The organism is Panacagrimonas sp., from assembly GCF_965216805.1.
Lineage (GTDB): Bacteria > Pseudomonadota > Gammaproteobacteria > Nevskiales > Nevskiaceae > Panacagrimonas.
In genome coordinates, this window is sequence record NZ_CBDCGN010000003.1 from 1224542 (window position 1) to 1249808 (window position 25267).

Below are 25267 nucleotides of genomic sequence, written 5' to 3' on the forward strand. Positions count from 1 at the left end.
ATCGATGTGGTCGGTGCCCTTTGAAGCAGGCGTTAGCCGTTAGGACGCTTGCTGCGCTCGCTTCAGGCGTTAGCCATCAGCACGCTCTTCGCCTCACGCCTCACGCCTCACGCCTCACGCCTCACGTCCGGAACCCGCATGAACCTCAAGTCTCTCAAGCGCCTTCTCGGCGCCGTTGTGCTCGGCCTGAGTCTGAGCGCTGCCAGCCCGGTCCTGGCCCAGCGCGACAGCCTGCGCCCGGAAGTGGGCAAGCCGCTTCAGGACGCCCAGAAGTTGATCCAGTCCAAGCAATTCAAGCAGGCCCTCAAGCCCATCGATCAGGCCGAAGCGGTGGGCAAGCTCACCGACTACGAAGCCTTCGTCATCGCCCAGATGCGCGGTGCGGCCTACTCCGGTGCCGGCGACGCCGTCAAAGCCGCCACCGCTTTCGAACAGGTCCTCGACGCCAATCGACTCCCGAAAGAAGAGGCGTTGAAGATCATGGAAGGCGTGGCCGGGAGCTTCTACCGCGCCAGGAACTACGCCCAGGCGGTGAACTGGCTGAACCGCTATCGCCAGGCCGGTGGTGGCCGCGTCGAGGTGCTGGAGCTGATCCCGCAGGCCCATTACCTGGCCGGGGACTACGCCGCCGCTGCACGCGTAGCCGCCGAGCAGGTGCAGGCGACCGAGGCAGCCGGCCAGCGTCCCGACGAAGACAGTCTGCGCCTGCTCGCCAGCGCCTATGCCCAGGCCGCGGACATGCGCGGGTACGCGCAGGCATTGGAGCGGCTGGTACGGCATTACCCCAAGGCCGAGTACTGGACCGACGTCATCCAGCGTACTGCGGCGCAGCCGGGCTTTTCGCGCAAGCTCGACCTGGATACCTACCGCCTGCGCCTGGCCGCCGGCACCATGGCCAGCGCCACCGACTACATGGAGGCCGCGCAGCTGGCGATGCAGGAGGGCCTGCCCGGCGAGGCTCTGGACTTCCTGCAGCGTGGCACCGCTGCCAAGGTTCTGGGTGTGGGTGCGGCAGCCGATGTCGAGCGCCAGCAGCGCCTGCGCAAGCTGGTCGAAAGCAAGCGGGCCGAGGATCGCGCCACGATCGCTTCGACCGCCGCCGACGCCAAAGCCGCGGGTGGCGACGCGCTGTTTCGCACCGGCCTGGCCTATGTGACCTACGGCGACACCGCCAAGGGCTTGTCGATGATGGAGCACAGCGCCAAGCAAGGACCTTTGCAGGCCCCCGGACACGCCCGACTGCGGCTGGGCTACGCCTATTTTCTTGCCGGCGACCAGGCACGCGCGGTGCAGGCATTCCGCAAGGTCCGCGGCGACGACGGCGCCGCTGCGCTGGCGCGCCTGTGGATACTGGCGGTGCGCTAGCGCTGCCGGCGGCCGGCTACAAGCGGCGGCGGTAGCCCTGCCCGCAAGCATCGCCGGCCTTTGAAGTCTGGGGTGCGAGCGGCCAGACGGGGCGCCGAAGCGCCGGGTTGAAGCGGGCCGTCGCCAGCCGGAACGCTGCAGGCTGCATGTCATACTGGCGTGTCATTCAAGTGCCGGAGTCGAGAGTCGTCCATGTCCGAATCCAAGTCCGCTCTGCGCCGTTTCTTCGAATTCATCTGGGGCGCGGTCATCACGCTCTATCGCGTGCTGATCGTGCTCAGTTTGATCGTCTTCATCGGCTTTGCCTGGTTCACGCTGCGCGGCGGGCCGCGGCCAACGGTGGAAGACAACATCGCGCTGGTGGTGTGGCCCTCGGGGGATCTGGTGGACCAGGTGGATGTCGAGCTGCGACTGTTCGAGCGCTTCACCCGCGAGCCGCCCTCGCAGACCTTGTTGCGCGACCTGGTGGAAGCCATCGATGCCGCCGCCGCCGATTCGCGTATCAGCAGCATCGTGCTCAAGCTGGACAACCTGTGGAGCGGCGGCATGCCGCAGATGCAGGAACTGGCCGCCGCGTTGCAGCGCTTCAAGGCCACCGGCAAGCCGGTTCACGCGCAGTCGCCGTACTACGACCAGACCGGCTACCTGGCCGCTGCCGCTGCGGACGACGTCTCGGTGGATCCGCAAGGCACGGTCTACCTGGAAGGCTTCGGCGTCTACCAGAACTATTTCAAGGACGCCCTGGACAAGCTTGGCGTGCGCATGAACGTGTTTCGCGTCGGCGAGTTCAAGGCCGCGGTGGAGCCCTTCATCCGCAACGACATGTCGGAGGAGGCACGGCTGGCCAATGCCGAGTGGCTGGGCGATCTGTGGACCGAATACGGTAATGCCGTAGGCACCGCCCGCAAGCTGGAGGCCGGCGCCGTCAGCCGCTACGTGCAGAACTACCGGGTCGGCGTGGAGAATCTGCGCGGCAACAGCGCGGTGTACGCCAAGGAAGCCGGGCTGGTCACCCACATCGAAACCTTGGAACAGTTCCGTCAGCGCATGGCCACCGACGTAGGCCTGGACCCGGAGCATGGCAGCTTCCGCCAGATCCATCACTCCGAATATCTGCGTGCCGCCCGCCACGACCAGAAGCGTAAGAAGAGCGCCCGCCGCGCCGCCTCCGACATTGCGCTGGTGGTGGTGCAGGGCGAGATCGTCGACGGGCTGGGCGAGCGCGGGCAGGCCGGCGGCGACACCGTGTCCGAACTGCTGGAAGACGCGCGTCGCGACGAGGAAGTGGCGGCGGTGGTGCTGCGTATCGACTCGCCCGGCGGCAGCGTGTGGGCCTCCGAACAGATCCGTCGCCAGGTGCTGGCGCTCAAGGCGGCCGGCAAGCCGGTGGTGGCGTCGATGGGCAGTGTTGCGGCCAGCGGCGGGTATTGGGTTGCGATGGATGCCGACCAGATCTGGGCGCACCCCACCACCATCACCGGGTCCATCGGCATCTTCGGGCTGGTTCCCACCATCGACGAGCCGATGGCCAAGCTGGGCATCAGCACCGACGGGGTCGGCACCACCTCGCTGGCCGGTGCGTTCCGCATCGACCGCCCGCTGTCCGACGAGGTCAAGGCGATCTTCCAGACCGAGATCGAGCGCGGTTATCGCGAGTTCATCGACGGCGTCGCCGCCGGCCGCAAGCTGGACCCGGCCAAGGTCGAATCGATCGCCCAGGGCCGGGTGTGGAGCGGTGATGACGCCAAGGGTTTCGGACTGATCGACGCTTTCGGCGGACTGGAGCCGGCCGCTGCAGCTGCAGCCGAACTCGCCGGCCTGGGCGAGGGCGAATGGGCGCTGACACCGTTCGAGCCGGCTCCGACCTTCGCCGGCGGTCTGCTGGGCGAGTTCTTCGGCTCTCTCAAGCTCGACCTCGGCCAGGTGCTGGGACTGCCGCCCGCCACGCATCCGCTGATGCGTGCGCTCGAGCAGGCCGACGCCGGCAACTGGTTGCGGCGCTTCAACGATCCGCGCGGAGCCTACGCCCACTGCATGTGCGCGCCCGACCGCGCGCCACGCATGCCATGAGCGCCGCGGCGTGAAGCGCGCCGGGGCAAGAGTGCCGTGCGGCTGCGCGGCGCGACCCGCCCTTGGCGTGCCGGCCGCACGCGAGCGCCGACCGGGTTGATGCAAGCGCCGTGAACCTGGAAAAAGCATTTGCCACGGATTTCACAGATGACACGGATTGAAAATCAGCGACTTGCCAGCTCCGATCAAGGCCCCCAATCGGTGACGCAACGATTCTCGGCAGGTTTATGTTTTTGACCCGGCGATTGTTTATCCGTGAAATCCGTGGCCAATTGCCGCTTTTAGGGTGAACGACGCGGGCGCGCCGCTGAACGCAGCGTCCCCGATCGGGGTGTTCGACTCCGGGGTGGGCGGCCTGTCGGTCCTGCGCGAGTTGCAGGCGCTGCTGCCGGCGGAGGATTTCATCTACTACGCCGACAGCGCGCATTGCCCTTACGGCGGCCAGTCGGCCACGGCCATCCAGGCGCGCGCGGTGGCGATCACCGAAACGCTGCTCGCGGCGACCTGCAAGCTGATCGTGGTGGCCTGCAACACCGCGACCATCGCCGCGGTGGAATCGCTGCGCGCCGCCTACCCGATCGCCTTCGTGGGCATGGAACCCGCGGTCAAGCCGGCCTGCGCGCAGACGCGCAGCGGTGTGGTCGGCGTGCTCGCCACCGGTGCGGCGCTGGCCGGCGAAAAATTCCACCATCTGATTGCCCGGCATGCCGGCGGCGTGCGCGTCATCACCCAGCCTTGCCCGGGCCTGGTGGAATGCGTGGAGGCCGGCGAACTCGAGGGTACGCGCACGCAGGCGCTGGTGCAGCGCTACGTGGAGCCGCTGCGTGCGGCCGGCGCCGATGTCGTCGTGCTCGGCTGCACCCACTATCCGTTTCTGCGGCCGCTGATCCAGCGCGTCGCCGGCGCGCAGGTCGCCCTCATCGATACCGGCGCCGCGGTGGCGCGGCAGGCACAGCGCGTGCTCAGCCGTGAAGGTCTGCTGCGGCAGGACCACGCGCACGCCGGAACCCTGCAATGGCTCACCAGCGGCGATCGCGCACAACTGGCACCGGTGGTGGCGCGGTTGCTGGGCTGAACGCGCCGGCAATCCGTCGCGGCGCGCCGCAGGTTCGGGCGTCAATTCCCCGGCGACGCTGATGCCAGCGGGCCCGGCGGCCGTGGCATAGGGGTTGCACCAGGGCTGGCGCATTCGACCTCTCGTGGAATCCGACGCATGGCCAGCGCCGCCGAACTCACCGACTCCCCTGCCGCGACGGCGGCACCCGTCCGCCGCGGCTTCGGCCTGGGCACTCTGCTGATCGCGGTGGTCGTGGCCATGGCCGCCGCCGGTGCCGTCGCTTACTTCTTTTTCTCTACAGCGACCGAAGGCGAGGCCGTCGATGGTGAGGCTGCCGCAGAAACACCAGCGCTGCCGTTGCCGGCCGCCTATCTGGCGCTGGACCCGGCCTTCGTGGTGAACCTGGAAGATCCCGAGGTCCCGCACTACCTGCAGGTCGACATGCAGGTGATGTCGCGCGACCCGGTGGCGCTGGAGACCGTGCGCGTGCATCTGCCGCGCATCCGCAACAGCCTGCTGATGCTGTTCGCGCAGCAGAAAACCAGCGAGCTGGCCTCGCGCGAGGGCAAGGAGCAACTGCGTATCGCGGCCCTGGCCGAGGTGCAGAAGGTGATGCAGGAAGAAACCGGCCAGCCGGTGGTGGAAGCGGTGTACTTCACCAGCTTCGTGATGCAGTAAGGCCAGGACGCCACCGCATGAGCACTTCGGAGTTGCTGTCGCAGGACGAGATCGACGCGCTGCTGCACGGCGTGGATTCCGGCCAGGTCGATACCGAGCCGCCGCCCGCCGCCAGGGACGAGGCGCGCACCTTCGACTTCGCCACGCAGGACCGCATCGTGCGCGGTCGCATGCCGACCCTGGAGATGGTCAACGAGCGCTTTGCGCGGCTGTTCCGCATCGGCCTGTTCAATATGCTGCGGCGCCAGCCGGAGCTGACCGTGGTCGGCATCGAGATGATGAAGTTCGGCGAGTACACCCACTCGCTGTTCGTGCCGACCAGCCTGAACCTGGTACGGGTCAAGCCGCTGCGCGGCACTGCGCTGTTCATCTTCGAGCCGCGGCTGGTGTTCTCGGTGGTGGAAAATTTCTTCGGTGGCGACGGCAAGCTCAAGACCAAGATCGAGGGCCGCGAATTCACCCCCACCGAGCTGCGCGTGATCCAGTTGATGGTGCGCCAGTGCTTTGCCGATCTGGTCGAGGCCTGGGGGCCGGTGATGCCGCTGGAATTCGAATACCTGAATTCCGAGGTCAACCCGCACTTCGCCAACATCGTGTCGCCCAGCGAGATCGTGTGCGTGTCCAAGTTCCACATCGAACTCGAAGGCGGCGGCGGGCATCTGCACATCACCTTTCCGTATTCGATGCTGGAACCGATCCGCGATCTGCTCGACGCCGGCCTGCAGTCCGACCGCATGGAAAAGGACGAGCGCTGGCCCATCACGCTACGCGAGCAACTTCAGCAGACCGAGGTGGAGCTGGAGTCCGAACTCGCCTCGGCGGTGATCTCCTTGCGTGACCTGATGCGCCTCAAGCCCGGCGACATCATTCCCATCAACATGCCCAAGCGCGTCGACGTGTGCGTGGAGGGCGTGCCGGTGTACCGCGGCCAGTTCGGTGTGGCCAACGGACACAACGCGGTGCGCATCGATGAAGTGCTGCGCCGCCCACTGACATCAACCTCCTCGCGTCATCTCACCGGAAGCCCCCCATGACTGCCCAAGCCCGACCCTTTGCCGGCACCGCCGGTGTTGCCACCGCCCAATTCGAACAGTTTGGCGACGGCGTGGCGCCCGAGAGCGCCAACGACGTCAATCTGGACGTGATCCTCGACGTCGCCGTCACCCTGTCGATGGAAGTGGGACGCGCGCGCCTGCCCATCCGCAACCTGCTGCAGCTCAACCAGGGTTCGGTGGTGGAGCTGGAACGCGCCGCCGGCGAGCCGCTGGACGTGTACGCCAACGGCACGCTGATCGCCCACGGCGAGGTGGTGGTGGTGAACGAACGCTTCGGCGTGCGGCTGACCGATGTCGTCAGCCCGGCCGAGCGCATCAAGAAGCTGCGCTGATCGCAACCGGAAACCACGCGCATGGAAAACGCCGCTGCCTTGCTGCAGATGGTGCTCAGTCTGGCTGCCGTGGTCGCGATGATTCTGGGCCTGGCCTGGATGACGCGACGCATGCAGGGTATGCGCGCCATCGCCAACAGCGAACTGCGTGTGCGCTCGACCCTGGCCGTCGGGCTCAAGGAGCGCGTGGTGATCGTGGAAGCGCAAGGCCAGCAGTTTCTGATCGGCGTAGCGCCGGGGCAGGTCAGCATTCTGAAATCGCTCGGACCCGCGGAAGCCAGTAGCCCGGTTTCGCGCCAGCGAAGCCGGGACGCTCAGTCGCAGACCGAGCGGCCCCTACCGATTCACGCTCCCGCCTCAGCTGTCGCCGAGGCGGGATACATGAGCGACGCGTCCTCGGAGCGCCTGCCGAGCTTTCGCGAAGCCTTCGCGCTGCAACTGCGCCAGGCCTTCAAGCGATGAACGCGCTGCGTGGCCTGGCCCTGATCGGCCTGCTGCTGATCGCCGCACCCGGTTTCGCCCAGAGCATCGGCGGCCTGCCTGCGGTCACGGTCACGCCCGGCGAGGAAGGCGGTTCCACCTACAGCCTCAGCCTGCAGGTGCTGGTGCTGATGACCCTGGTCACCCTGCTGCCGTCGATCCTGCTGATGATGACCGCGTTCACCCGCATCATCGTGGTCCTGGCGCTGTTGCGGCAGGCGCTGGGAACCGGGCAGACGCCGTCCAATCCGGTGCTGATCGGCCTGGCCCTGTTCATGACCCTGTTCATCATGCAGCCGGTGGTGGACCGCATCTACGTGGAAGCCGCGCAGCCTTATCTGGACGGCGCGCTCGAACCCAAACCCGCGCTGGAAAAGGCGGTGACGCCGATCCGCGAATTCATGCTCAAGCAGACGCGCGAAAACGAGCTGATGATCTTCGCCGGCATCTCCGGAACCGGGCCGTACGAATCGCCGGACGACATTCCTTTCGCAGTGCTGGCGGCGGCCTTCGTCACCAGCGAGCTGACCACCGCGTTCCAGATCGGATTTCTGCTGTTCATCCCCTTCATCGTCATCGACCTGGTGGTGTCCAGCGTGCTGATGTCGATGGGCATGATGATGTTGTCGCCGATGCTGGTGTCGGCGCCGTTCAAGCTGATGCTGTTCGTGCTGGTGGATGGCTGGGCGCTGCTGATGGCCTCGCTGGCCAACAGCTTCAACCCTTGAGCGCCGCAGCATGACGCCGGAAACCGTGCTCAGCCTGTCCAACCAGGCACTCAAACTGGCCCTGATGCTGGGCGCGCCGCTGCTGCTGACCTCGCTGGTGGTGGGCCTGATCGTGGGTCTGTTTCAGGCCGCCACCCAGATCAACGAAATGACCCTGAGCTTCATCCCCAAGGTCGTCGCCATGGCGGTGGTGATCGTCGCCACCGGGCCATGGATGCTGCGCGCGCTGGTGGATTACACGCGCCAGTTGATTGAAAGCCTGCCGATGCTGGTGAGCTGAACATCAAGCTCGCCGGTACATGATCGAAATCTCCGCCAGCGAGCTGCTCACCTGGGTGCAGACCGGCCTGCTGGTGATGGCGCGGGTGGCGTCGCTGCTGATGCTGGCGCCGATCTACGGCGAGCGCGGCATTCCGCCGCTGGTGCGACTGATGCTGGTGCTGCCGCTGACCTTGCTGATCCTGCCGCTGATTCCCCTGAGCGCGCCGCTGCCGCTGTTCGGCGCGCAATGGTGGTCGGCGATGGCGCAGCAGGTGCTGATCGGTGTGGCCATGGGCCTGACCCTGCGCCTGGTGTTCGAATCCTTTGCGCTGGCCGGCGAACTCATCGCCAACAGCATGGGCCTGGGCTTCGCGCAGCTCGCCGATCCGGTGCGTGGCGTGAACACGCCCATCGTCGGCCAATTCCTGATCGTGGTCGGCAGCCTGCTGTTCGTGGCCAGCGGCGCGCACCTGACCTTGATTCAGGGCCTGGTCGGCAGCTTTCGCAGCGGCCCGGTCACCGATTCGGCGTTGAGCCTGGGCAGCATCCGCCTGATGCTGGACTGGGCCGGCAGTCTGTTCGCCGGCGGCGTACAACTGGCGGCGCCGGTGCTGACTGCGATGATCGCGGTGAACCTGGCCATCGGTGTGCTCGGGCGTTCGGCGCCCACCATCAACCTGATGTCGGTGGGCTTTCCGCTCACCCTGGTGCTGGGACTGCTGATGCTGCAATGGCTGCTGCCAAGCCTGGCGGTGGTGCTGTCGGGCTGGCTGGACGCGGCCTGGCCGGTGATGGGCGCGCTGGTGCACTGAACGCACATGTCACATCAGAGCAGCCAGGACAAGACCGAACGCGCCACCCCGAAGCGTGAGCGCGAGGCGCGCGAGCAGGGGCAGCTTGCGCGTTCGCGCGAGCTGACCACCGCGGTGCTGATTGCCGGCGGCGCGGCGGTGTTGTGGGGCTACGGTGCCGACATGGTGGCGCAAGCCGAAACCTTGCTGCGCGACAGCTTCGAATTCCGGGCGCGCGATCTGGCCACCGCGCAAGACATGCCGCGCGCGTTTCTGGAACTGCTGCGTGCGGGCCTGCTGGTGGTGGCGCCGATCCTGTTGCTCGGATTTCTCGGCGCACTGGTGGCGCCCCTGCTGCTGGGCGGCTGGAACTTCAGTGCCAAGGCAATGGCACCCAAGTTCTCGCGGCTGGACCCGGTCGCCGGGCTGGGAAGAATTTTCTCTTCGCGCGCGCTGGTGGACCTGGGCCTGGGCTTGTTCAAGGTTGTGGTGCTCGGCGGCATCGGCGCAGCGGTGCTGTGGTCCAGCCGTAGCGAGCTGCCGGTGATGGCGGCGATGGAGGTGCGCAGCGGCATTGCCGATTCCGGCGCCATCGTGTTCGGCCTGCTTGGCTGGCTGGCGCTGGGCCTGGCGGTGATCGCGGCGCTCGACGTGCCCTGGCAGTTGTTCCGCCACGGCAAGGACATGCGCATGACCAAGCAGGAAGTGCGCGAGGAGTACAAGCAGGCCGAAGGCCGGCCCGAGGTCAAGGCCAAGATCCGTCAGGCGCAGCAGGCGCTTGCACAGCGTCGCATGATGGATGCGGTGCCCGGCGCCGACGTCATCGTCACCAATCCCACCCACTACGCGGTGGCGCTCAAGTACAGCGCCGGCCGGATGCGCGCGCCCAAGTTGGTGGCCAAGGGCGCCGACGTGATCGCCTCCAACATCCGCGAGCTGGCCCGCGAGCACCGCATTCCCGTCGTCTCGGCACCGCCGCTGGCGCGTGCGCTGTACCGCTCGGTGGAGCTGGACCAGGAAATTCCGGCCGCATTGTTCCAGGCGGTGGCACAGGTGTTGAGCTACGTATTCCAGTTGCGGCGCTGGACCGGCGCGACGCCACCACCGGCGCCGCCACAGGTGGGTGACGTGCCCGGCGGTGAGCCCGACGACGCCCACGTGCAGCCTTAATCGGGGCGGAATCGCCGAGTCGAACGACCGGAATATTTCCATATTTCAATGGACTATCGAAGTCTGGTGGGGTTGATTTCAAAACTATCGATGATCGGATTATTATGTCCGTAGGACATAATTAAACAAACGACACAATATATTTGGAGGTAGCAAGCCGGACGCTTCCGGCTATCCGGCTACCCGGCTGCACGACCTCCAGTTAGGCCGCGCTGGACCAGCTTCTGAGGAGAACAGCATGTCGAGAAAGGTCTACACGCACTGCCACTACTGCGTTTCCCTGTGTGGTGTCGAAGTCGAAGTCGACGATGCCGGCCAGGAGATCCTGGGCATCGAACCGGACCGTAACAATCCGTTCACCTGGAGTGATTTCTGCCGCAAGGGCATGGCGGCGGCGGAGCTGCGCAATCATCCCCAGCGCATCACGACGCCGATGCGTCGCGTGGGCGACCGCTACGTTCCGGCGACCTACGAGGAAGCGATCGCCGATATCGCCGAGCGTATGAATCGCATCATCGAACAGCACGGCGCCGATGCGGTGGGCTCGTATCACGGTAATCCGCTGGGCCACAACTTCGGCGATTCGAACCTGCACAGCGGCCTGCTCGCCGCCATCGGCACCGGCAACCGCTACTGGGTGGGTTCCCTGGACCAGAACAATCTCCATGTGGTGCAGGAAGAGATGTTCGGTTGCGAGCTGATGTCGGTGCCCACCGACATCGACGAGTGCGAGTGTTTCCTGCTGGTCGGCATGGACCCGGCGGTCAGCCGCTTCGGCTGGATTGAGGTCATTCCCCACGGCTGGAAGCGCGTGCTCGCCGCACGCGACCGCGGCGCAGACCTGATCGTGGTCGATCCGCGCGTGACCACCTCGAGCAAGGAAGCCAGAACGCACATCCAGATCCGGCCGGGCGAGGACTGGGCGTTCCTGCTGGCCCTGCTCAAGATCATCGTCGAGTCCGGATGGAACCGTGCGCCGCAGGCGGTGCCGGTGAACGGGCTGGAGGAGGTGTTCGAACTACTCAAGCAGGCCGACCTCGAACAGTTGTCGGCGCGCTGTGATGTGTCGGTGGCGCAGCTGCGCGATGTCGCGGAACGCTTTGCCAAGGCGCGTACCGCGGCCTGCGTCTCGCACACCGGGCTGGCGCATTCGGGGACCGGCACCGTCGGCGAATGGCTGAGCCAACTGCTCAACATCATCACCAATCGCATGGACATGCCGGGCGGCAAGCGTTACGAGCGCGGCTTCGTCGACCTGCCCAAGGCCTGGGAAATGATGGCGCCCAAGTCCAAGCACCGCACGCGCCTGCGCAAGCTGCCGACGATCGCCGGCTTCCACGGCATCAGCGAACTCGCCGACGAGATCCTCACCCCCGGTGAGGGCCAGATCCGCGCCATGCTGATCTGTTCCGGAAATCCCGTGGTGTCCGGCCCAGACGGCGACACCCTCGACAAGGCGCTGTCGCAGCTCGAACTGCTGGTCGCGGTGGACTTCGTACAAAGGGAGAGCCATCGCCATGCGCACTGGCTGATTCCGGGCACGCACTGGCTGGAGCGTGAAGGCCTGCACCTGGCATTCGGCAGCCTCATGGACAAGCCCTACGCGCAGTACGCGCGCGCCGCGGTGCGCCCCAAGGGCGACGCACGCGAGGAGTGGCGCTTCTTCGTCGACCTGGCGCTGAAGATGAAGCGCCCGCTGTTCGGCTTCAAGGGCTTCAACAGCATCATTCGCGCGAGCCGCTGGCTGGCGAAGATCCCCGGCCTCTCAAAGCTCGAATTCGGACCCGGCTGGTTCGAGTCGCTGATGGTGGCGTCGGCAGGTCGGGTCAAGCTGCGCGACATCAAGAAACGGCCGCACGGTTATCTGTACGACGAGAAGCGCTACGGCGATCTTGCCAAATGCCTGCGCACGCCGAGCAAGAAGATTGAATGCGCGCCCGCGATACTGATGGACGAATGCCGTCGTCTCCTGAGCCAGGCACCGCCGCAGGACGATGCGGACTATCCGTTCATCCTCAGCAACCATCGTCACCGCGAATCCATGAACTCGTGGATGAACGACAACCGACGGCTGTTCGAGCACCAGCGTGGCAACCAGGTGGAGATGCACGCCGACGACATGGAGGCGCTGGGCATCGACGAGGGCGACGCGGTGCGCGTGCGTTCGGCGAACGGCAAGATCGAGCTCACCGTCACGGCCGGCACTGGCGGGCGGCGCGGCGTGGTGGCGATTCCGCACGGCTGGGGTTCGCGCGTGTTCGATACCCGCAAGCCGGGACAATTCCAGCGCTGGGGCGAGAACCGCAACCGGCTGGTGGACAACCAGCGCATCGACCCGCTGTCGCAGACGCCGCTGCTGAACATGACGCGGGTCCGCATCGAACCGCTGCAGGATGCTGCGTCCAGGTTTACGCATTCGGCGACGCAGGACCTGCCGATGGCCGTCGGCCAATGAGCTACGTCATCGTCGGCTCCTGCGTCAACGACGCCGTTTGCACCGAGGTGTGCCCGGTCGATTGCATCCAGCCCTCACCGGAAGCCCGCGACTTCGCGCACGCCGAGATGCTGTACATCGACCCCGATGCCTGCGTCGGCTGCAACGCCTGCGCCGAGGCCTGTCCGGTCAACGCGATCTACCGGATCGATCAGTTGCCCGCGCAATGGGCGGCCTACCCGGAGATCAATGCGGCCTTCTTCCGGCAAGGAGCGAAACGTGAACCAGCCTGATGCGCAGCGCCTGGATGTCGCGATCGTCGGGGCGGGTCCGGCTGCCCTGTACGCGGCAGCCGAGTTGGTCAAGCTCGGTGACCCGCCGGTGTACGTGAACCTGTTCGACCGCTTGCCGACCCTCGGTGGCCTGGTCCGCGCGGGCGTTGCGCCCGACCACGCCGATCGCCGCCTCGTGATCGACACGTACCAGCGACAGGCGCGCAGCGGCGGTCGCCTGCGCTTCCACGGCAATGTCGAGATCGGGCGCGACATCACGCATGCCGAACTGCTCGAACACCACGACGCCGTCATCTACGCGGTGGGGGCCAGCGCCAGCCAGGCACTCAATGTTCCGGGCAAGCATCTTCCCGGGTGCCATGAATCCAGCCGATTCGTGGCCTGGTACAACGGCCACCCGGATGCCGCTGACCTCGATGTGTCCTTCGATTGCGAACGGGCGGTGGTGATCGGCAACGGCAATGTCGCGCTCGACGTGGCGCGCATTCTCCTCAAGTCGGGATCAGCGCTTGCCTCCTCCGACATCGCGGAGCACGCGCGCGAAGCGCTCGCCCACAGCCGCATCCGCGAAGTGTGCGTCGTCGGCCGGCGCGGCCCCGCACAGGCGGCCTTCACGCATCCGGAACTGCGCGAGCTGGGCGAACTCGACGACGTCAGCGTCGTGGTCGATCCGGACGATCTGTCCGGCGCGCGCTGGGATCAGGGCAACTTCGACGCCACGCTGAAGCGCGCGACGCTCGAGGCCTATTCGAAGTCAGGCGATGAAACGCGCGCTCGCCGACTCGTGTTGCGTTTCCTGCAGTCGCCAATCGAGGTGCTTGGACGAGGCCGGGTCGAGGGTATCCGCCTGGTGCGCAACCAGCTCGTCGCCAGCGAAGACGGCGGCCTCAAGGCGGTGGCCAGTCAGCAGACCGAAGACCTTGCTGCAGGACTGGTGGTACACGCTATCGGATACCGCGGAAAGCCGCTTGCGGATCTGCCGTTCGACGATGGCAGAGGCATCGTTCCCAATCGAGATGGGCGCGTGCTCGTGCTGGACGACGACGTCATGCCCGGCGCGTATGTCGTCGGATGGATCAAGCGCGGCCCGCGCGGTGTCATCGGCAGCAACAAGGCCTGCGCGCGGCAGACCGTGCGCGCGCTGGTCGAGGACGCCGCTGCCGGCCGACTCGCCCAACCAGCGAAACCGGCGTCGGCGATCGAGGCATTGCTGCGCGAGCGGCAATGCAAGGTGGTCGACTTCCAGGGCTGGAGAAACATCGACCGCCACGAGCGGGCGCATGCGCGCGACGGTCAGCCGCGCAACAAGCTGGTTCGGCTCGACGATATGCTGCGTGTCGGCGCATCAGGGCCCTGATCGGAAGACGCCGTGGTGATTGCGGGGCAGATGCGTGAGCCAGGGCAGGCCGATTTTCGGCCCATGGCATTCGCAGGAGATGCGGCAGATACCGATCGCTCAGGCCATGCCGGCAGCCGCGGACTGCGCGTTGCGATACTCGGCCACCGACACGATGCGCCGCGCCTGCGCATCCCACAGCACGAACTTCAGCGACGGCCGCACGTCGCGCCAGCGCAGCCGGCGCACCGGCTCGAACAATTCCGGATGGCCGCGATGGCAGGCCGCCAGACGGTAGTTGGGAATGCGTGCGCTCAGGTGATGCACGTGGTGATAGCCGATGTTGGCGGTGAACCAGTTGAGCCATGCGGGCAGGTCCAGGTAGCTGGTGCCGTGCAGCGCCGCGTCGTGGCGGTCCCATTGCGCATCGGCGCTGGCGTAGGAGTGCTCGAAATTGTGCTGCACCGTAAACAGCACGATGCCGACCCCGCCCGCCAGCGATGTGGCGCTCAGGTACACCGAAAAGAACAGCAGCGGTCCGATCAGCCAACTCATCGCCACCCACATCGACAGTAACACCAGGTTGTTGTAGGTCATGTGCCGGTATTCGGACGGCGACGCCCAGTAAGCGCTGCGGAAGGTGGCGGCGTGTGCGCGCAGCGACACCCGCGGCTGCGCCCGTTTTTCGCGCAGCAGATGCACCAGCAGACTCGCGGTTCCCTTGAGCCAGGTCAGCCGCGGATTGAGGATCAGATAGACAAACCCGGCCAGCGGCGCCATCCAGATGTAGCGGGCCCGCACGTACGCGCGTTGCTGGCGGCCGCTGAGCGCGCCGAACTCGTCCACCGACAGGATCGCCAGCGGCCCTCGGTAGCGTGCCCAGTTGCCGTTGGTGGCGTGGTGGTAATTGTGATGCCGGCTCCACACGTACTGCGGCATCCCGCACAGCACGCCCAGCGCAAAGCCGGCACCGCGGTTGAGCGCTGCGCTGCGGAACAGGCTGCCGTGGCCGCATTCGTGCATCAGCACGAAACCGCGCACCAGAAACAGGCTCATCACCAGCGTCGCCAGCAGCGTGACCAGGTAGGGGGGCGATCCCGCGCCCAGGATCGCGGCCCACCACAGCGCGGCCAGCGGTACCACCGTGGTGAGTGCCTGCAGCAGCCCGATCAGATTGCTGGAGCGCGTGTATTCGTCAATCCGCGCGCGCGGCTCGGCCGGTGCGCTTGGCGTAGCAGCTGCTGCAGACACAGACCCAGCCTCGCTATCTAAACGTCATCGTAGTACGCCTTGGACATGTCCGTATCGGGACAGGCGTGGATGGCGGTATGCCGCAACAGCCGTGCCAGTACCCCGTTCCGACCCGCCTGCGGACAAGCGGTGTCGGTGCCGTCACCGCGACAAGCGCCACGCGGCCGACACCAAACCTGGCGAGCACAGGACTTGCACCGCGCCCATGGGCCAATCCCGGCCTTACGCCGTCACCGACCGGAGCGGTCGCCATGCACCTTCCTGCCGACGACGATCCGGTGCGCCTGTCGGGGGACCGTCGCGACGTGCTGCGTTGGACCCTGCCGCTGCTGACCCTGCTGGCCTGGCTCAACCTGCCGATCGTGGCTCAGCAAACCGGCGTCGGCCGTCTGGAACTGCTGCTGTTTGCCGCTGCCGGTGTCACCTTCGCAGCGCTGGCCTTGATGCTGTGGCGGCGCATGATCGGCGTGCCGCTGGCGTCCTGGCTGACCCTGGGCGTCCTCGCCGGGATGATGCTGGAGCGTATCGCCAGGCTGTTCGCTGGTGGCTATTTCGATGACAGCCGGCACAGTTTCTTCATGCCGGTGTTCGCCTATCTGCCCATCCTCTACCTGTTCTGCTTCCTGCTGTTGTCGCCGGTGCGCACGGCGCAGGCGATGGCGCTGGCCGCCTGGCTGGCGGTGCTGTGCGTCGTCGGGTGGTTGTCTGCCCCGTACTGGCAGCAGCCCGACCGGCGCGATTCGCTGCAGGCCATGCTGCTGTTTGTCGGCCCCGCGCACGGGCTGCTGATCGTGCTGCTGGGCGTGATCGCCCGGCGTCATGAGCGCGTACTGAAGCGTTATGCGCGCATTGCCGCGGTCGCGCGCCGCGCGCACGCCTCGGTGGCGCGCAGCGAGGCGCATTTTCGCAGCGTGTTCGAAGTGGCCGCCGTGGGCATGAGCGTCAGCGACGAAACCGGCCGCTACGTCAGGGTCAACCAGTGCTTTGCCGACATGCTGGGCTACAGCGTCGAAGCGCTGTTGCAGCTTCGCTACGCCGACGTCAGCGATCCGCAGGATCTGGCGACCGGCCAAAGCCTGGCTGCGCAGCTGTTGGCGCGCGAGGCCGACGGCTTCACGTCGCCGCTGCGCTATCGCCATCGCGACGGGCATGTGGTGCACACCCAGGTGTTCGGGCGCGAGCTGGCGCAGCCGCCGGACATGCCGCGCCGCTTCATCTGCGTGGTGACCGACCTCAGCGAGCGTCACGCCGCCGAACAGAGGATTCTGGCCGAGCGCCGCGTGCGCGATCTTTACTTCGAGCACATGCCGGTGGGGACGATCGAGTTCGACGTCGATCAGCGCGTGCGACGCTGGTCGCCGCAGGCCGAGCGTATCTTCGGCTGGACCGAGGCCGAGGCGGTCGGGCAAACGGCGGAGCAACTCGGCAACGTGCTGCCTCACCAACTTGCACCGCGCGTGCGGGTGCTTGACAGCCTCACCGGCGGCGAGCGCGATCATCACTTCGCCGTGGTTCCCATGGCCCATCGCAGCGGGCGGCCGCTGTGGGTGGAAGTCCATCGCCTGGCGGTACGCGATGTGCAGGGCCGGCTGCAGTCGGTGGTTTCCATGTGCATGGACGTGACCGAGCGCCAGGAAATGCTGAGCATGCTCAACGAAAGCGAGGCGCGCTTCCGCGGCATCTTCAACCAGGCCGCGGTCGGCATTGCGCTGCTGGATGCCGACGGCCGCTGGCTCAATGTCAACGACAAGCTCTGCGAAATACTGGGCTACACGCTGGAAGAATTTCTGCAGCTTGACTTCCAGCGCGTCACCCACCCGGACGATCTGCAACGCGATCTGGTGCTGTCGCGCGCCGTCATGGATCGCAGCATCGACCACTACAGTCTGGAGAAGCGCTACATCCGTCGCGACGGCAGCGTGGTCTGGGCCATGCTCTACGTGCGCCGGCTGGAAGCCGGCGGCAGCACGCCGACCCGATTCGTGTCGGTGGTGGACGACATCAGCGACCGCAAAAGCGCCGAGGCACGCATCGTCGCCCTCAACGCCGACCTGGAAGCCCAGGTCGCGGCGCGCACCGCGCAGTTGAACGAACTGCTGCAGACCGGCCAGCGGCGCAACACCGAGCTGTCGCTCACCACCGAGCTGGGACGCATGCTGTCGGCGTCGGCCGACCTCGAAGAAGCCGGAAAAGTCGTCACCCATTACCTGCCGCGCATCTTCCCGCTGGCCACCGGCGCCGTGTACCTGGCCGGCAACAGCGCCGGTTTGTTCGACCGTCGAGTCGCCTGGGGCCACGGTCAACCGGGAGCGGTGCAGGTTGCGGTGGACGACTGCTGGGGTCTGCGCCGCGCCGAGCCGCATCACGTCGAAGGCGAGACCGACGCGCTCTACTGCCCGCACGCGGCACCGCATGCGCGCCGCCATCCGCATCTGTGCACGCCGCTGCAAACCATGGGCAGATTGCTGGGCCTCATCGAACTCGCCTGGGGCGAGCGCCCCGACGGCTGGGCGCCGGAGCTGTCGCTGGTGAAAAACGTGGCGGAAAAGATCGGCCTGGCGTTCGGCAATCTGCAGCTACGCGAGGAACTGCGGCAGCAGGCCACCGTCGATGCGCTCACCGGCCTGCATAACCGCCGCTGGCTGGAGGACTACCTGCGCGCGCGACTGGCTCGGCACAGCCGCGACGGCCAGGGCTTTGCGCTGATGATGGTGGACGCCGATCGCTTCAAGGCCATCAACGACCAACACGGCCACGATGCCGGCGACGAGGCGCTGCGCCAGATTGCCGCCGAACTGCGCAACAGCCTGCGTGCGGAAGAGGCCCTGGCACGCGTCGGCGGCGAAGAATTCATCGCCGTGCTCGAAACCGATTCCGCTGACCAGGCCTACCGCGCCGGCGAGCGCGTGCGCCAGGCCGTGGCCGCGCTGCAGATCGTGGTGGACGGGCGCAGCCTGCCGCAACTGTCGGTATCCATCGGCATCGCCCGGTTCCCGCACGACGCCAACGATCTGGATCACGCGCTCAAGCGCGCCGACCAGGCCCTGTACGCCGCCAAGCAGAACGGGCGCAATCAGGTGAGCATGGCGGACGCGACGCACGCCCCCGCGATGTCGTCGCACGGCGCGATCCTTTCAGAACCGGACCGGACACGGGTGGCGTAACAATGGGCCGCCAGACGTGCCGCCGCGCTACGCGGCAAAACAATGAAGCGACGTCACGACCCCCATCAGCCGCTGCGCGTCGGATCTTGTTGCCCGTCGATGGCGGGCGCCACATAAGCAGCCTCGAACCGGGGCAGGCCGTCTTCAATGGGCCACCAGCTCGCCTTCGAGCCCACGTAGGAATGCGCGACCGGCCTGACCGCCAGCGGCTCATCGATCAGGCCGGCCCGCAGGCGCAACACCTCTGGTAATGCATCCTTCTTGCTGTAGATGGGCGAGCCGCAGCGGCGGCAGAACACCCGCTGCTTGCCGGGAGACGACTCGTAGGCAGTCAGCAACTCGGTGCCGCTGACCAGGCGAAAGGCTGCCTCCGACACCGGCGTGTTGACCGCAATAGGCCCGCCCTGTGCCTTGCGGCACTGCGAGCAATGACAGATCTGAAGCGGCTCAAGCTCCGATTCGACACGGAAGCGGATGCCGCCGCACAAGCAACCACCGGTATACAAAGGGCTCTCCTGCTTTTTGTGCGCGATACCTGCACCCACCCGCCGAACCCGCCGACTGCTTACGGTAGCCAACGAACGGCTCAAATGGCGACTTGCTCCACCCGGCGCGCGTCAAGGTAGTTGCCGCCTCATTCATGCAGCGAGTTGCTTAAAGGTTTCGGCGACGTGGGTGTTGATGACGCAGTCGCGTTCGGGGTTGAGGGTGACGGCGAGTACCGGCGACCAGTTTCGCGTTGCGCCTGACCATCGTGCAGGGTTTCGTTCGCGGGCTTGGGCGTAGAGCGCGTGGCGCGCCGCCAGGATCGGACCATCGCTGCCGTCGTGGCGCTGTGCCGGGCTGACGTAGCGGATGCCGCTGTGGCGATGATCGATGTTGTACCAGCGCACGAAGCCGGCTGCCCAGGCGCGCGCTGCCGCCAGGTCTTCGAATCCTCTGGCCGGAAACTCGGGCCGGTACTTGGCGGTGCGGAAGAGCGATTCCGCGTAGGCGTTGTCGTCGCTCACCCGCGGCCGCGAGTAGGAGGGCTTCACTCCGAGCCAGTGCAGCATCGCCAGCACCGTGGTGGCCTTGAGCGTGGCGCCGTTGTCGCCGTGCAGCACGGGCTTGTTCACCAGGGCCGCAATGCCCTCTGCCAGGGCGGTGCGCCGCACCAGATGCGCTGCGTGATCGGCATGGTCGCGGTCATGGACCTCCCAGCCGACGATCTTGCGGCTGTAGAGGTCGAGAATCAGGTAGAGGTGATACCAGCGTCCCAGCACCGTGGCCGGCAGATAGGTCATGTCCCAGCACCACACCTGGCGCGGTGCAGTGGCGATGTGGGTGGTCGGTGGGCGTACCGTGTGCGGCTCGCGGGCGCGTCCACGGTGAGTGGCTTGGCCATGTGCTCGCAGCACACGCGCGAAGCTGGACTCGCTGGCTAGGTACACGCCTTCGTCGGCCAGCATCGGCACGATGCGCGCTGGCGGCACGGCCTCAAAGCGCGGCTCATTAGCCACGCGCAAGAGCTCGGCACGCTCGGCCAGGCTCAGGGCATGCGCCGGTGTGGGTCGGACGGCCTGGGGCCTTCCATCGCCGTCCACGAGCCCCCCGCACGCTCTCCAGCGCTGCAGGGTGCGGGTGTCGATGCCCGCGGTGTCGCACGCGGCGTGCAGCCGGGCACCGGCACCCTGGGCGATTTGAATGTTGTGGGCCAGGCGTTGGCGATCTTCGAGGTCGATCATTCGTCCTCTGCCTTGTTGAAGATCGCCGCGAGTTTTTTTGAAAGGACCAGCAGAGCCGCCGTCTCCGCCAGCGCCCGGTCCTTGCGCAGCAGGTCGCGCTCCAGCTCCTTGATGCGCTTGCGGTCCTGTCGCGTCGCCTGCGGACTGGCACGGGCTTCTTCGGGTTCCGCCAGTGCGGCCGTTGCGCTGGCCCGCCACTTCTCCAACTCCGTCGGAAATACACCCTGTTCCCGGCACCACACACTCCGATCCGCTTCGGCCATCGGTGCTGTTGCAATCACCGCCTCCAGACGCGATCCCGCGGTCCACGTCCGAGCCTTCACCGGCCCGGACTGCGTCTGCTCTCGCCAACGCTGCAAGGTCTGGGCACCCACTCCCACTGCTAACGCCACGTCTTCCACCGCCGCGCTTTCAGGCGGCAACAGCCGCGCTACCGCGCGGTCCTTGAATCCTTGTCCGTATCGAGCCACGTTCTACCTTCATTGACGCCCCCAGGGATGGTCCTATCAAGGCGGCAACTATTCTGACGCGGGGGGCACCGGTGACGGTTACCGATGTCTCCGGACTATTTTTTACCTATGTTCCCGGTCGCTCATTTCATAAGCCCCCAACCTTCATATGCTTGACGAGAACTGCAGTGGCCTCGCGCAGAGCTTCCGATTCTTTGAGGCTCCACTCGCGTATCACTCCGAGTGCGCTGTTGCATTCCTCAAAAATTTGGACATTGGCATCGGCCGAATTGAGAGAAAACCCAGCCCGCCCCCGGAGTGAACCTTTCATGCGGATCCACTTGGATGAATCGCTACACTCCACCGCATAGAACGAGTGAACCACCCTATTTCGGTATTCCTCGGCTACATAAAGTGCTTTCCGAACATCCGCCACATCTACTTGGGGAAGATTCGGGTGCCGTTCTGCCCGACGGGGAAAAATCTCTGTAAGAAGGTCAACCTTCTGCTTGAAACTCATTGCTGCTGAGACAAGGTACTGGTCTTCCTTCTCATGCATGCGGAGAAGAAGCGCCAATTCTTCAGCCAGCCACTGCTCAACTTGCTGAAATCGGACAACCGTGTGGCCGATGGCTCGAAGTAGCGCGTCGGTCTGCTGGACCAAATTTCGCTCGGCCATAAAGGCTAACGCTTTTCTTCAGCGGCCAAAGTTTGCTGGCGTGGCTTTTGCGCTTTTTGCAAAAGGCATGACAGTACGATTTGGTCCGACTGCAAGAATTTGTTAGAGCAGACTTTGCTGATTGCCTGCCAGCTCAATTTCAATTTCCTCAGAAGAAATTTTGCAGAATTCAACTCTCAGAATATCGTTTGCAATTGCGGGCTGGAAAAACTCGATGAGCCTATTGCTTGACCTTAGTCTATTAAGAGGTTCGTCGTCCTCTATTTCAACAATCAGCAGTATCAGTTCTGCCTGGGCCTTCTTGGCTTGGCGATATAGCCATATTTTGTTAAGCATTACGTAAAGCCGATCTGAGAACATGCCGGCTGAGCTTCTAGCCCTAATTGTTTCAATAAACCGCTCTCGTGTGTCCGCTTTCACATAGGCGTCGAAAACAATTTTGCGATCCATGATTGGGTCTATGTTTTGGAAGGAGGACGAAAATTCTGCGTTGAGAATTCTCTCTGATTGAGGAACCTGGATAGAGTCAAGATACTTCTTAATAGCCACAGACTCGGCTGCGTGATAGCGCTCAAACCTTTGTCTGGTGGTCATCTCCTGGGCCACTGGTGCTTGAGCAGGCGCAACAGGCTCTTCAACCTCGGTTTCTTCGCTTTCCTCCTTCTTATCCGAAGATGGAACCACCCCAAGCAGTTTTGCCCAAGCTTCTGGTGGTGCATTAAACGTGTTATTGACTTGACTCTGTTGGATATTCGCAACAAGAGTTACTAACTGGGATCTTAGCTCTCGGTTGTCGCTTCGGAGCAACTCATTCGATTCTTTCTCTTCTATCACCTTCCGCTTTAAAGATAAAAGAGCTCCAAAGGATAGGTGATCAAAGGATTCGGATAACGACAGAAGCACTATTAGAGCCGCAACAGCGAGCAATCCCGAGGTTATCTGGTAAGGCGGCTCTCTACGGAAAAAATTAAAGTACACGAGGGCGCATAGTGCCAATACCAAGGCAACTATAAGACACCTGACAAAATTATTCGGTTCTCTCTTATCCATAAGTTCACTCTGGGGCTCTAACGCCGTAGCTCAGCCGACCCGCAGCCGTAGCGAAGCGGAGGCTGTGGGGTCGGCTAGAGCGCCTGGTTGGGCAACATTTGGCCGCTATACGTGGCTGAGAGAGCACGCACGATTGCGCTCCAGATGTGAACCGCCCCGGGAATCTCGGAGGCTCCCTCACTTGAGAGAATGGAGCCATGACCAGAGCATCGAAGTATTCCCCGGAAGTGCAGGAGCGCGCGGTCCGGATGGTGGCGGAGCACGCGGCGCAGCACACCTCGCAGTGGGCAGCGATTGAATCGATTGCTGCCAAGATTGGTTGTACAGCCGAGACGTTGCGGCGCTGGGTGCGCCAGGGCGAGCGTGACGCCGGTGTACGGCCCGGCCTGACCACGGCCGAGGGCGAGCGGATCAAGGCGCTGGAGCGCGAGGTCCGTGAACTGCGCCAGGCCAATGAGATTTTGCGCAAGGCATCGGCGTATTTTGCGCAGGCGGAGCTCGACCGCCCGTTCAAACGATGAAGGCGTTCATCGACGAGCATCGCTCGGTCCACGGGGTCGAGCCGATCTGCAAGGTGCTGCCGATTGCCCCGTCGACGTACTACGCCCACGCGGCTCGCGAGGCAGACCCACAGCGCCGTTCTACGAGGGACCAGCGAGATCGAGCGCTGGTGCCGGAGATCGAACGGGTCTGGAACGAAAACTTCCAGGTCTACGGCGTGCGCAAGGTGTGGCGGCAACTGCGGCGCGAAGGCTTTGATCTGGCCCGCTGCACGGTGGCGCGCCTGATGAAGCGCCTGGGCTTGCGTGGCGTCATCCGCGGCAAGTCGGTGCGCACGACGGTGAGTGATGCCAACGCACCTTGCCCGCTGGATCATGTCCGTCGTCACTTCAAGGCGGATCGGCCGAACAAGCTGTGGGTCTCGGACTTCACCTACGTGTCGACCTGGCAGGGCTTCGTCTACGTCGCCTTCGTCATCGACGTCTTCGCCCGGCGCATCGTCGGCTGGCGGGCTTCGTCCTCGGCGCGGACCGACCTGGTGCTCGACGCGCTGGAGCAGGCGCTGCATGAGCGCAAACCGGTCGGCCCGGATCGGCTGGTGCATCACAGCGACAGAGGTGTCCAGTACGTGTCGATCCGCTACACCGAGCGTCTTGCCGACGCGGGTCTCGAACCTTCCGTGGGCAGTGTGGGCGATTCCTACGACAACGCGCTGGCCGAGACCATCAACGGCTTGTACAAGGCCGAGGTGATTCACCGGCGGCCTTCCTGGCAACGCCGCGAAGACGTCGAGTGGGCCACGCTGCAGTGGGTGGACTGGTACAACAATCGCCGACTGATGGAACCGCTTGGCAACATCCCACCCGCCGAAGCAGAAGCTGCCTACTATTCACAAATCCCGAGTCTCGCCCTCGCGGCGTGACTCACAACAACGAGCCTCCGGGAAAACCGGGGCGGTTCACGGCCTTTAGCTTTCTCAGAAAGGGAAGAAGCGCCCTTATTTCTTTGCGAAACGCGAGCGCAATCAACGTGACAGCAGTTGGCCAAGCCAGTGACGACACAAGGGCTGCGATGAAGGAGAGGATGTCCATTAGCTACGCCCAACGAGAGTGTAGAAAAACTCCGAAGAGCGGTTTCGCTCTTCGCCGATGGTCCCATTTCGAGCGCGACAGTGCGATAAGGCGCCGCCTAATTTTTTGAAACCAGTTTGAGGCGACTGTCGCGTGCACTTCGGGCTCGGATTCGGTCATGGCTGTAGTTTTTCTACAGCCTCAACGCCAATTAGATGGAACACGGCCAGCAGCCTATCCCGGCCGCGCGTCCGTATAATCTTTGTGGGGATTTTGTACTCCGTTGTTTGTCCAGCACTTCGCCGATTTGCGGAGGTCTCACATGGAACCAAACCCGGCCACTGCGCAGGCGCCGCACTTGCTCGATCAGGTGCGGCATCGTTTGCGCGCCAAGCATTACAGTCTCCGCACCGAATCGTCGTATGTGGACTGGATTAAACGCTTCATCCTGTTTCACGGCAAGCGGCATCCTCGGGACATGGGGGCTGTCGAGGTGGACGCGTTTCTGACCAGTCTGGCGGTGGAGCGCAAGGTTTCGGCGAGTACGCAGAATCAGGCGCTGAGCGCCATCCTGTTTCTTTACATGGAGGCTTTGGAGCTGGAGCTACCCTGGCTTTCCGGTGTCACGCGCGCGAAGAAGCCGGAACGTTTGCCCACGGTGTTGAGCCGGGCGCAGGTGCAGGCGCTGTTTTCGCAGCTGGCCGATTCGTCGGGGCAGGCAGCGCTGGTGGTTCGACTGCTTTACGGCACGGGGATGCGGCTGATGGAAGCCCTGCGTCTGCGGGTCAAGGATGTCGACGTGACGGGACACCAGATCACGGTTCGTTGGGGCAAGGGCGCCAAGGATCGCGTGACCATGTTGCCGCACGCGCTGATGGAGCCGCTCATGGCGCGGTTCGCGGAGCGCAGGAAGCTGTTCGACGCGGACCGTGCGGCCGGCGTGGCGGGTGTGTGGATGCCGGATGCGCTGGCCACCAAGTTTCCCAATGCGTCGCGGGAGTGGGGATGGCAGTACGTGTTCACGTCCAGCGGCTTGTCGGCCGATCCTTTGAGCGGTGTGACACGGCGTCATCATCTGGATGAGTCCGCCGTTCAAAAGCTGGTGCGTCGGGCGGCGGTGCGTGCGCAGATCACAGGCCCTGCGTCACCGCACGTGCTGCGGCATTCGTTTGCGACGCATCTGCTGGAGGGCGGCTACGACATCAGGACCGTGCAGGAACTGCTCGGCCATGCGGACGTGAGTACCACCATGATCTACACGCATGTGCTCAACCGCGGCGGGCGTGGGGTGTGCATTCCGCTGGATGAGTTGTGAAGCATCGGCGC

General features: G+C 65.0%; 23 protein-coding genes and 1 other annotated feature. Of the genes, 17 read left to right on the plus strand and 6 right to left on the minus strand.

All coding sequences use genetic code 11. From position 1 onward, the window contains the following. The first annotated feature begins 138 nt into the window (after positions 1 to 138). The 14 genes from ACOOHP_RS18575 to ACOOHP_RS18640 all read left to right on the plus strand — a co-directional run bounded on the left by ACOOHP_RS18575 (position 139) and on the right by ACOOHP_RS18640 (position 14071). Positions 139 to 1365, plus strand: coding sequence for a tetratricopeptide repeat protein (locus tag ACOOHP_RS18575; RefSeq protein ID WP_420467969.1), 1227 nt, complete (start codon positions 139 to 141; stop codon positions 1363 to 1365). A gap of 192 nt (positions 1366 to 1557) precedes the next feature. After that, positions 1558 to 3435 (plus strand): signal peptide peptidase SppA, encoded by a 1878-nt coding sequence (gene sppA / locus ACOOHP_RS18580; protein ID WP_420467970.1) that lies wholly within the window; start codon positions 1558 to 1560, stop codon positions 3433 to 3435. Between the two features lie 286 nt (positions 3436 to 3721). After that, positions 3722 to 4510, plus strand: coding sequence for a glutamate racemase (gene murI / locus ACOOHP_RS18585; protein WP_420467971.1), 789 nt, complete (start codon positions 3722 to 3724; stop codon positions 4508 to 4510). A gap of 138 nt (positions 4511 to 4648) precedes the next feature. Then, entirely contained in the window at positions 4649 to 5170 is a 522-nt protein-coding gene (locus tag ACOOHP_RS18590; RefSeq protein ID WP_420467972.1) for a flagellar basal body-associated FliL family protein, read from the plus strand. A gap of 17 nt (positions 5171 to 5187) precedes the next feature. After that, the gene (gene fliM / locus ACOOHP_RS18595) at positions 5188 to 6204 is read left to right on the plus strand and encodes a flagellar motor switch protein FliM (protein WP_420467973.1); all 1017 of its coding nucleotides are present in this window, start codon (positions 5188 to 5190) and stop codon (positions 6202 to 6204) included. Next, positions 6201 to 6557, plus strand: coding sequence for a flagellar motor switch protein FliN (gene fliN / locus ACOOHP_RS18600; protein ID WP_420467974.1), 357 nt, complete (start codon positions 6201 to 6203; stop codon positions 6555 to 6557). The genes fliM and fliN overlap by 4 nt, the downstream gene beginning before the upstream one ends. A 21-nt stretch (positions 6558 to 6578) precedes the next feature. Next, positions 6579 to 7019 carry a flagellar biosynthetic protein FliO gene (gene fliO / locus ACOOHP_RS18605; protein WP_420467975.1) on the plus strand — a complete coding sequence of 147 codons (441 nt, stop codon included), beginning with the start codon at positions 6579 to 6581 and terminating at the stop codon, positions 7017 to 7019. Beyond that, complete coding sequence (fliP, locus tag ACOOHP_RS18610) at positions 7016 to 7765, plus strand: flagellar type III secretion system pore protein FliP (RefSeq protein WP_420467976.1); 750 nt, start codon at positions 7016 to 7018, stop codon at positions 7763 to 7765. Before fliO ends, fliP begins: the two co-directional genes overlap by 4 nt. 10 nt (positions 7766 to 7775) lie before the next feature. After that, on the plus strand, positions 7776 to 8045 hold the full coding sequence (fliQ, locus tag ACOOHP_RS18615) for a flagellar biosynthesis protein FliQ (protein ID WP_420467977.1): 270 nt from the start codon (positions 7776 to 7778) through the stop codon (positions 8043 to 8045). A 19-nt stretch (positions 8046 to 8064) separates the two neighbouring features. Further along, on the plus strand, positions 8065 to 8838 hold the full coding sequence (gene fliR, locus ACOOHP_RS18620) for a flagellar biosynthetic protein FliR (protein ID WP_420467978.1): 774 nt from the start codon (positions 8065 to 8067) through the stop codon (positions 8836 to 8838). Between the two features lie 6 nt (positions 8839 to 8844). Next, positions 8845 to 9987, plus strand: coding sequence for a flagellar biosynthesis protein FlhB (gene flhB, locus ACOOHP_RS18625; RefSeq protein WP_420467979.1), 1143 nt, complete (start codon positions 8845 to 8847; stop codon positions 9985 to 9987). Between the two features lie 238 nt (positions 9988 to 10225). Beyond that, positions 10226 to 12442 (plus strand): molybdopterin-containing oxidoreductase family protein, encoded by a 2217-nt coding sequence (locus ACOOHP_RS18630; protein ID WP_420467980.1) that lies wholly within the window; start codon positions 10226 to 10228, stop codon positions 12440 to 12442. Further along, a complete protein-coding gene (locus ACOOHP_RS18635) occupies positions 12439 to 12714 on the plus strand; it encodes a 4Fe-4S dicluster domain-containing protein (protein WP_420467981.1) in 276 nt (91 codons plus the stop codon). Before ACOOHP_RS18630 ends, ACOOHP_RS18635 begins: the two co-directional genes overlap by 4 nt. After that, positions 12671 to 14071 carry an FAD-dependent oxidoreductase gene (locus tag ACOOHP_RS18640; RefSeq protein WP_420468743.1) on the plus strand — a complete coding sequence of 467 codons (1401 nt, stop codon included), beginning with the start codon at positions 12671 to 12673 and terminating at the stop codon, positions 14069 to 14071. Before ACOOHP_RS18635 ends, ACOOHP_RS18640 begins: the two co-directional genes overlap by 44 nt. 99 nt (positions 14072 to 14170) lie before the next feature. On the opposite strand, the gene ACOOHP_RS18645 is transcribed toward ACOOHP_RS18640, so the two are convergent. After that, entirely contained in the window at positions 14171 to 15301 is a 1131-nt protein-coding gene (locus ACOOHP_RS18645) for a fatty acid desaturase (protein WP_420467982.1), read from the minus strand. A 251-nt stretch (positions 15302 to 15552) separates the two neighbouring features. Here ACOOHP_RS18645 and ACOOHP_RS18650 point away from each other — a divergent pair, with 251 nt between their 5' ends. Next, a complete protein-coding gene (locus tag ACOOHP_RS18650) occupies positions 15553 to 18465 on the plus strand; it encodes a sensor domain-containing diguanylate cyclase (protein ID WP_420467983.1) in 2913 nt (970 codons plus the stop codon). Positions 18466 to 18530: 65 nt separating this feature from the next. On the opposite strand, the gene ACOOHP_RS18655 is transcribed toward ACOOHP_RS18650, so the two are convergent. The 4 genes from ACOOHP_RS18655 to ACOOHP_RS18670 form a co-directional block, all read right to left on the minus strand. Continuing rightward, on the minus strand, positions 18531 to 19010 hold the full coding sequence (locus ACOOHP_RS18655) for a GFA family protein (RefSeq protein ID WP_420467984.1): 480 nt from the start codon (positions 19008 to 19010) through the stop codon (positions 18531 to 18533). Between the two features lie 93 nt (positions 19011 to 19103). Further along, positions 19104 to 20662 (minus strand): IS3 family transposase gene (locus ACOOHP_RS18660; protein WP_420465030.1). Its coding sequence is split into 2 segments (ribosomal slippage): positions 19104 to 20224 and positions 20224 to 20662, totalling 1560 coding nucleotides; the frame shifts between segments, so codons are not numbered across the junction. Between the two features lie 127 nt (positions 20663 to 20789). After that, on the minus strand, positions 20790 to 21305 hold the full coding sequence (locus ACOOHP_RS18665) for a hypothetical protein (RefSeq protein WP_420467985.1): 516 nt from the start codon (positions 21303 to 21305) through the stop codon (positions 20790 to 20792). A 117-nt stretch (positions 21306 to 21422) separates the two neighbouring features. Further along, a complete protein-coding gene (locus ACOOHP_RS18670; protein WP_420467986.1) occupies positions 21423 to 22370 on the minus strand; it encodes a hypothetical protein in 948 nt (315 codons plus the stop codon). Between the two features lie 197 nt (positions 22371 to 22567). Here ACOOHP_RS18670 and ACOOHP_RS18675 point away from each other — a divergent pair. Beyond that, positions 22568 to 23793 (plus strand): IS3 family transposase gene (locus tag ACOOHP_RS18675; protein ID WP_420466000.1). Its coding sequence is split into 2 segments (ribosomal slippage): positions 22568 to 22853 and positions 22853 to 23793, totalling 1227 coding nucleotides; the frame shifts between segments, so codons are not numbered across the junction. Next, positions 22846 to 22962: a sequence feature (AL1L pseudoknot), on the plus strand. (Overlaps the previous gene by 117 nt.) 1 nt (position 23794) lies before the next feature. Here the strand turns inward: ACOOHP_RS18675 and ACOOHP_RS18680 are convergent. After that, positions 23795 to 23962 carry a hypothetical protein gene (locus ACOOHP_RS18680; protein WP_420467987.1) on the minus strand — a complete coding sequence of 56 codons (168 nt, stop codon included), beginning with the start codon at positions 23960 to 23962 and terminating at the stop codon, positions 23795 to 23797. A gap of 301 nt (positions 23963 to 24263) precedes the next feature. Here ACOOHP_RS18680 and ACOOHP_RS18685 point away from each other — a divergent pair, with 301 nt between their 5' ends. Continuing rightward, positions 24264 to 25256 carry an integron integrase gene (locus ACOOHP_RS18685; RefSeq protein WP_420467988.1) on the plus strand — a complete coding sequence of 331 codons (993 nt, stop codon included), beginning with the start codon at positions 24264 to 24266 and terminating at the stop codon, positions 25254 to 25256. The last annotated feature ends 11 nt before the right edge of the window (positions 25257 to 25267 follow it).

Bases quoted from the DNA above. Each gene is read 5' to 3' on its own strand.
- ACOOHP_RS18650 (WP_420467983.1), top strand. From the start codon at position 15,553: ATGCACCTTCCTGCCGACGACGATCCGGTGCGCCTGTCGGGGGACCGT.
- fliR (WP_420467978.1), top strand. From the start codon at position 8,065: ATGATCGAAATCTCCGCCAGCGAGCTGCTCACCTGGGTGCAGACCGGC.
- ACOOHP_RS18590 (WP_420467972.1), top strand. From the start codon at position 4,649: ATGGCCAGCGCCGCCGAACTCACCGACTCCCCTGCCGCGACGGCGGCA.
- ACOOHP_RS18635 (WP_420467981.1), top strand. From the start codon at position 12,439: ATGAGCTACGTCATCGTCGGCTCCTGCGTCAACGACGCCGTTTGCACC.
- fliO (WP_420467975.1), top strand. From the start codon at position 6,579: ATGGAAAACGCCGCTGCCTTGCTGCAGATGGTGCTCAGTCTGGCTGCC.
- ACOOHP_RS18640 (WP_420468743.1), top strand. From the start codon at position 12,671: ATGCGGCCTTCTTCCGGCAAGGAGCGAAACGTGAACCAGCCTGATGCG.
- fliM (WP_420467973.1), top strand. From the start codon at position 5,188: ATGAGCACTTCGGAGTTGCTGTCGCAGGACGAGATCGACGCGCTGCTG.
- fliP (WP_420467976.1), top strand. From the start codon at position 7,016: ATGAACGCGCTGCGTGGCCTGGCCCTGATCGGCCTGCTGCTGATCGCC.
- ACOOHP_RS18630 (WP_420467980.1), top strand. From the start codon at position 10,226: ATGTCGAGAAAGGTCTACACGCACTGCCACTACTGCGTTTCCCTGTGT.
- ACOOHP_RS18575 (WP_420467969.1), top strand. From the start codon at position 139: ATGAACCTCAAGTCTCTCAAGCGCCTTCTCGGCGCCGTTGTGCTCGGC.
- sppA (WP_420467970.1), top strand. From the start codon at position 1,558: ATGTCCGAATCCAAGTCCGCTCTGCGCCGTTTCTTCGAATTCATCTGG.
- flhB (WP_420467979.1), top strand. From the start codon at position 8,845: ATGTCACATCAGAGCAGCCAGGACAAGACCGAACGCGCCACCCCGAAG.
- fliQ (WP_420467977.1), top strand. From the start codon at position 7,776: ATGACGCCGGAAACCGTGCTCAGCCTGTCCAACCAGGCACTCAAACTG.
- ACOOHP_RS18680 (WP_420467987.1), bottom strand. From the start codon at position 23,962: ATGGACATCCTCTCCTTCATCGCAGCCCTTGTGTCGTCACTGGCTTGG.
- fliN (WP_420467974.1), top strand. From the start codon at position 6,201: ATGACTGCCCAAGCCCGACCCTTTGCCGGCACCGCCGGTGTTGCCACC.
- ACOOHP_RS18685 (WP_420467988.1), top strand. From the start codon at position 24,264: ATGGAACCAAACCCGGCCACTGCGCAGGCGCCGCACTTGCTCGATCAG.
- ACOOHP_RS18670 (WP_420467986.1), bottom strand. From the start codon at position 22,370: ATGGATAAGAGAGAACCGAATAATTTTGTCAGGTGTCTTATAGTTGCC.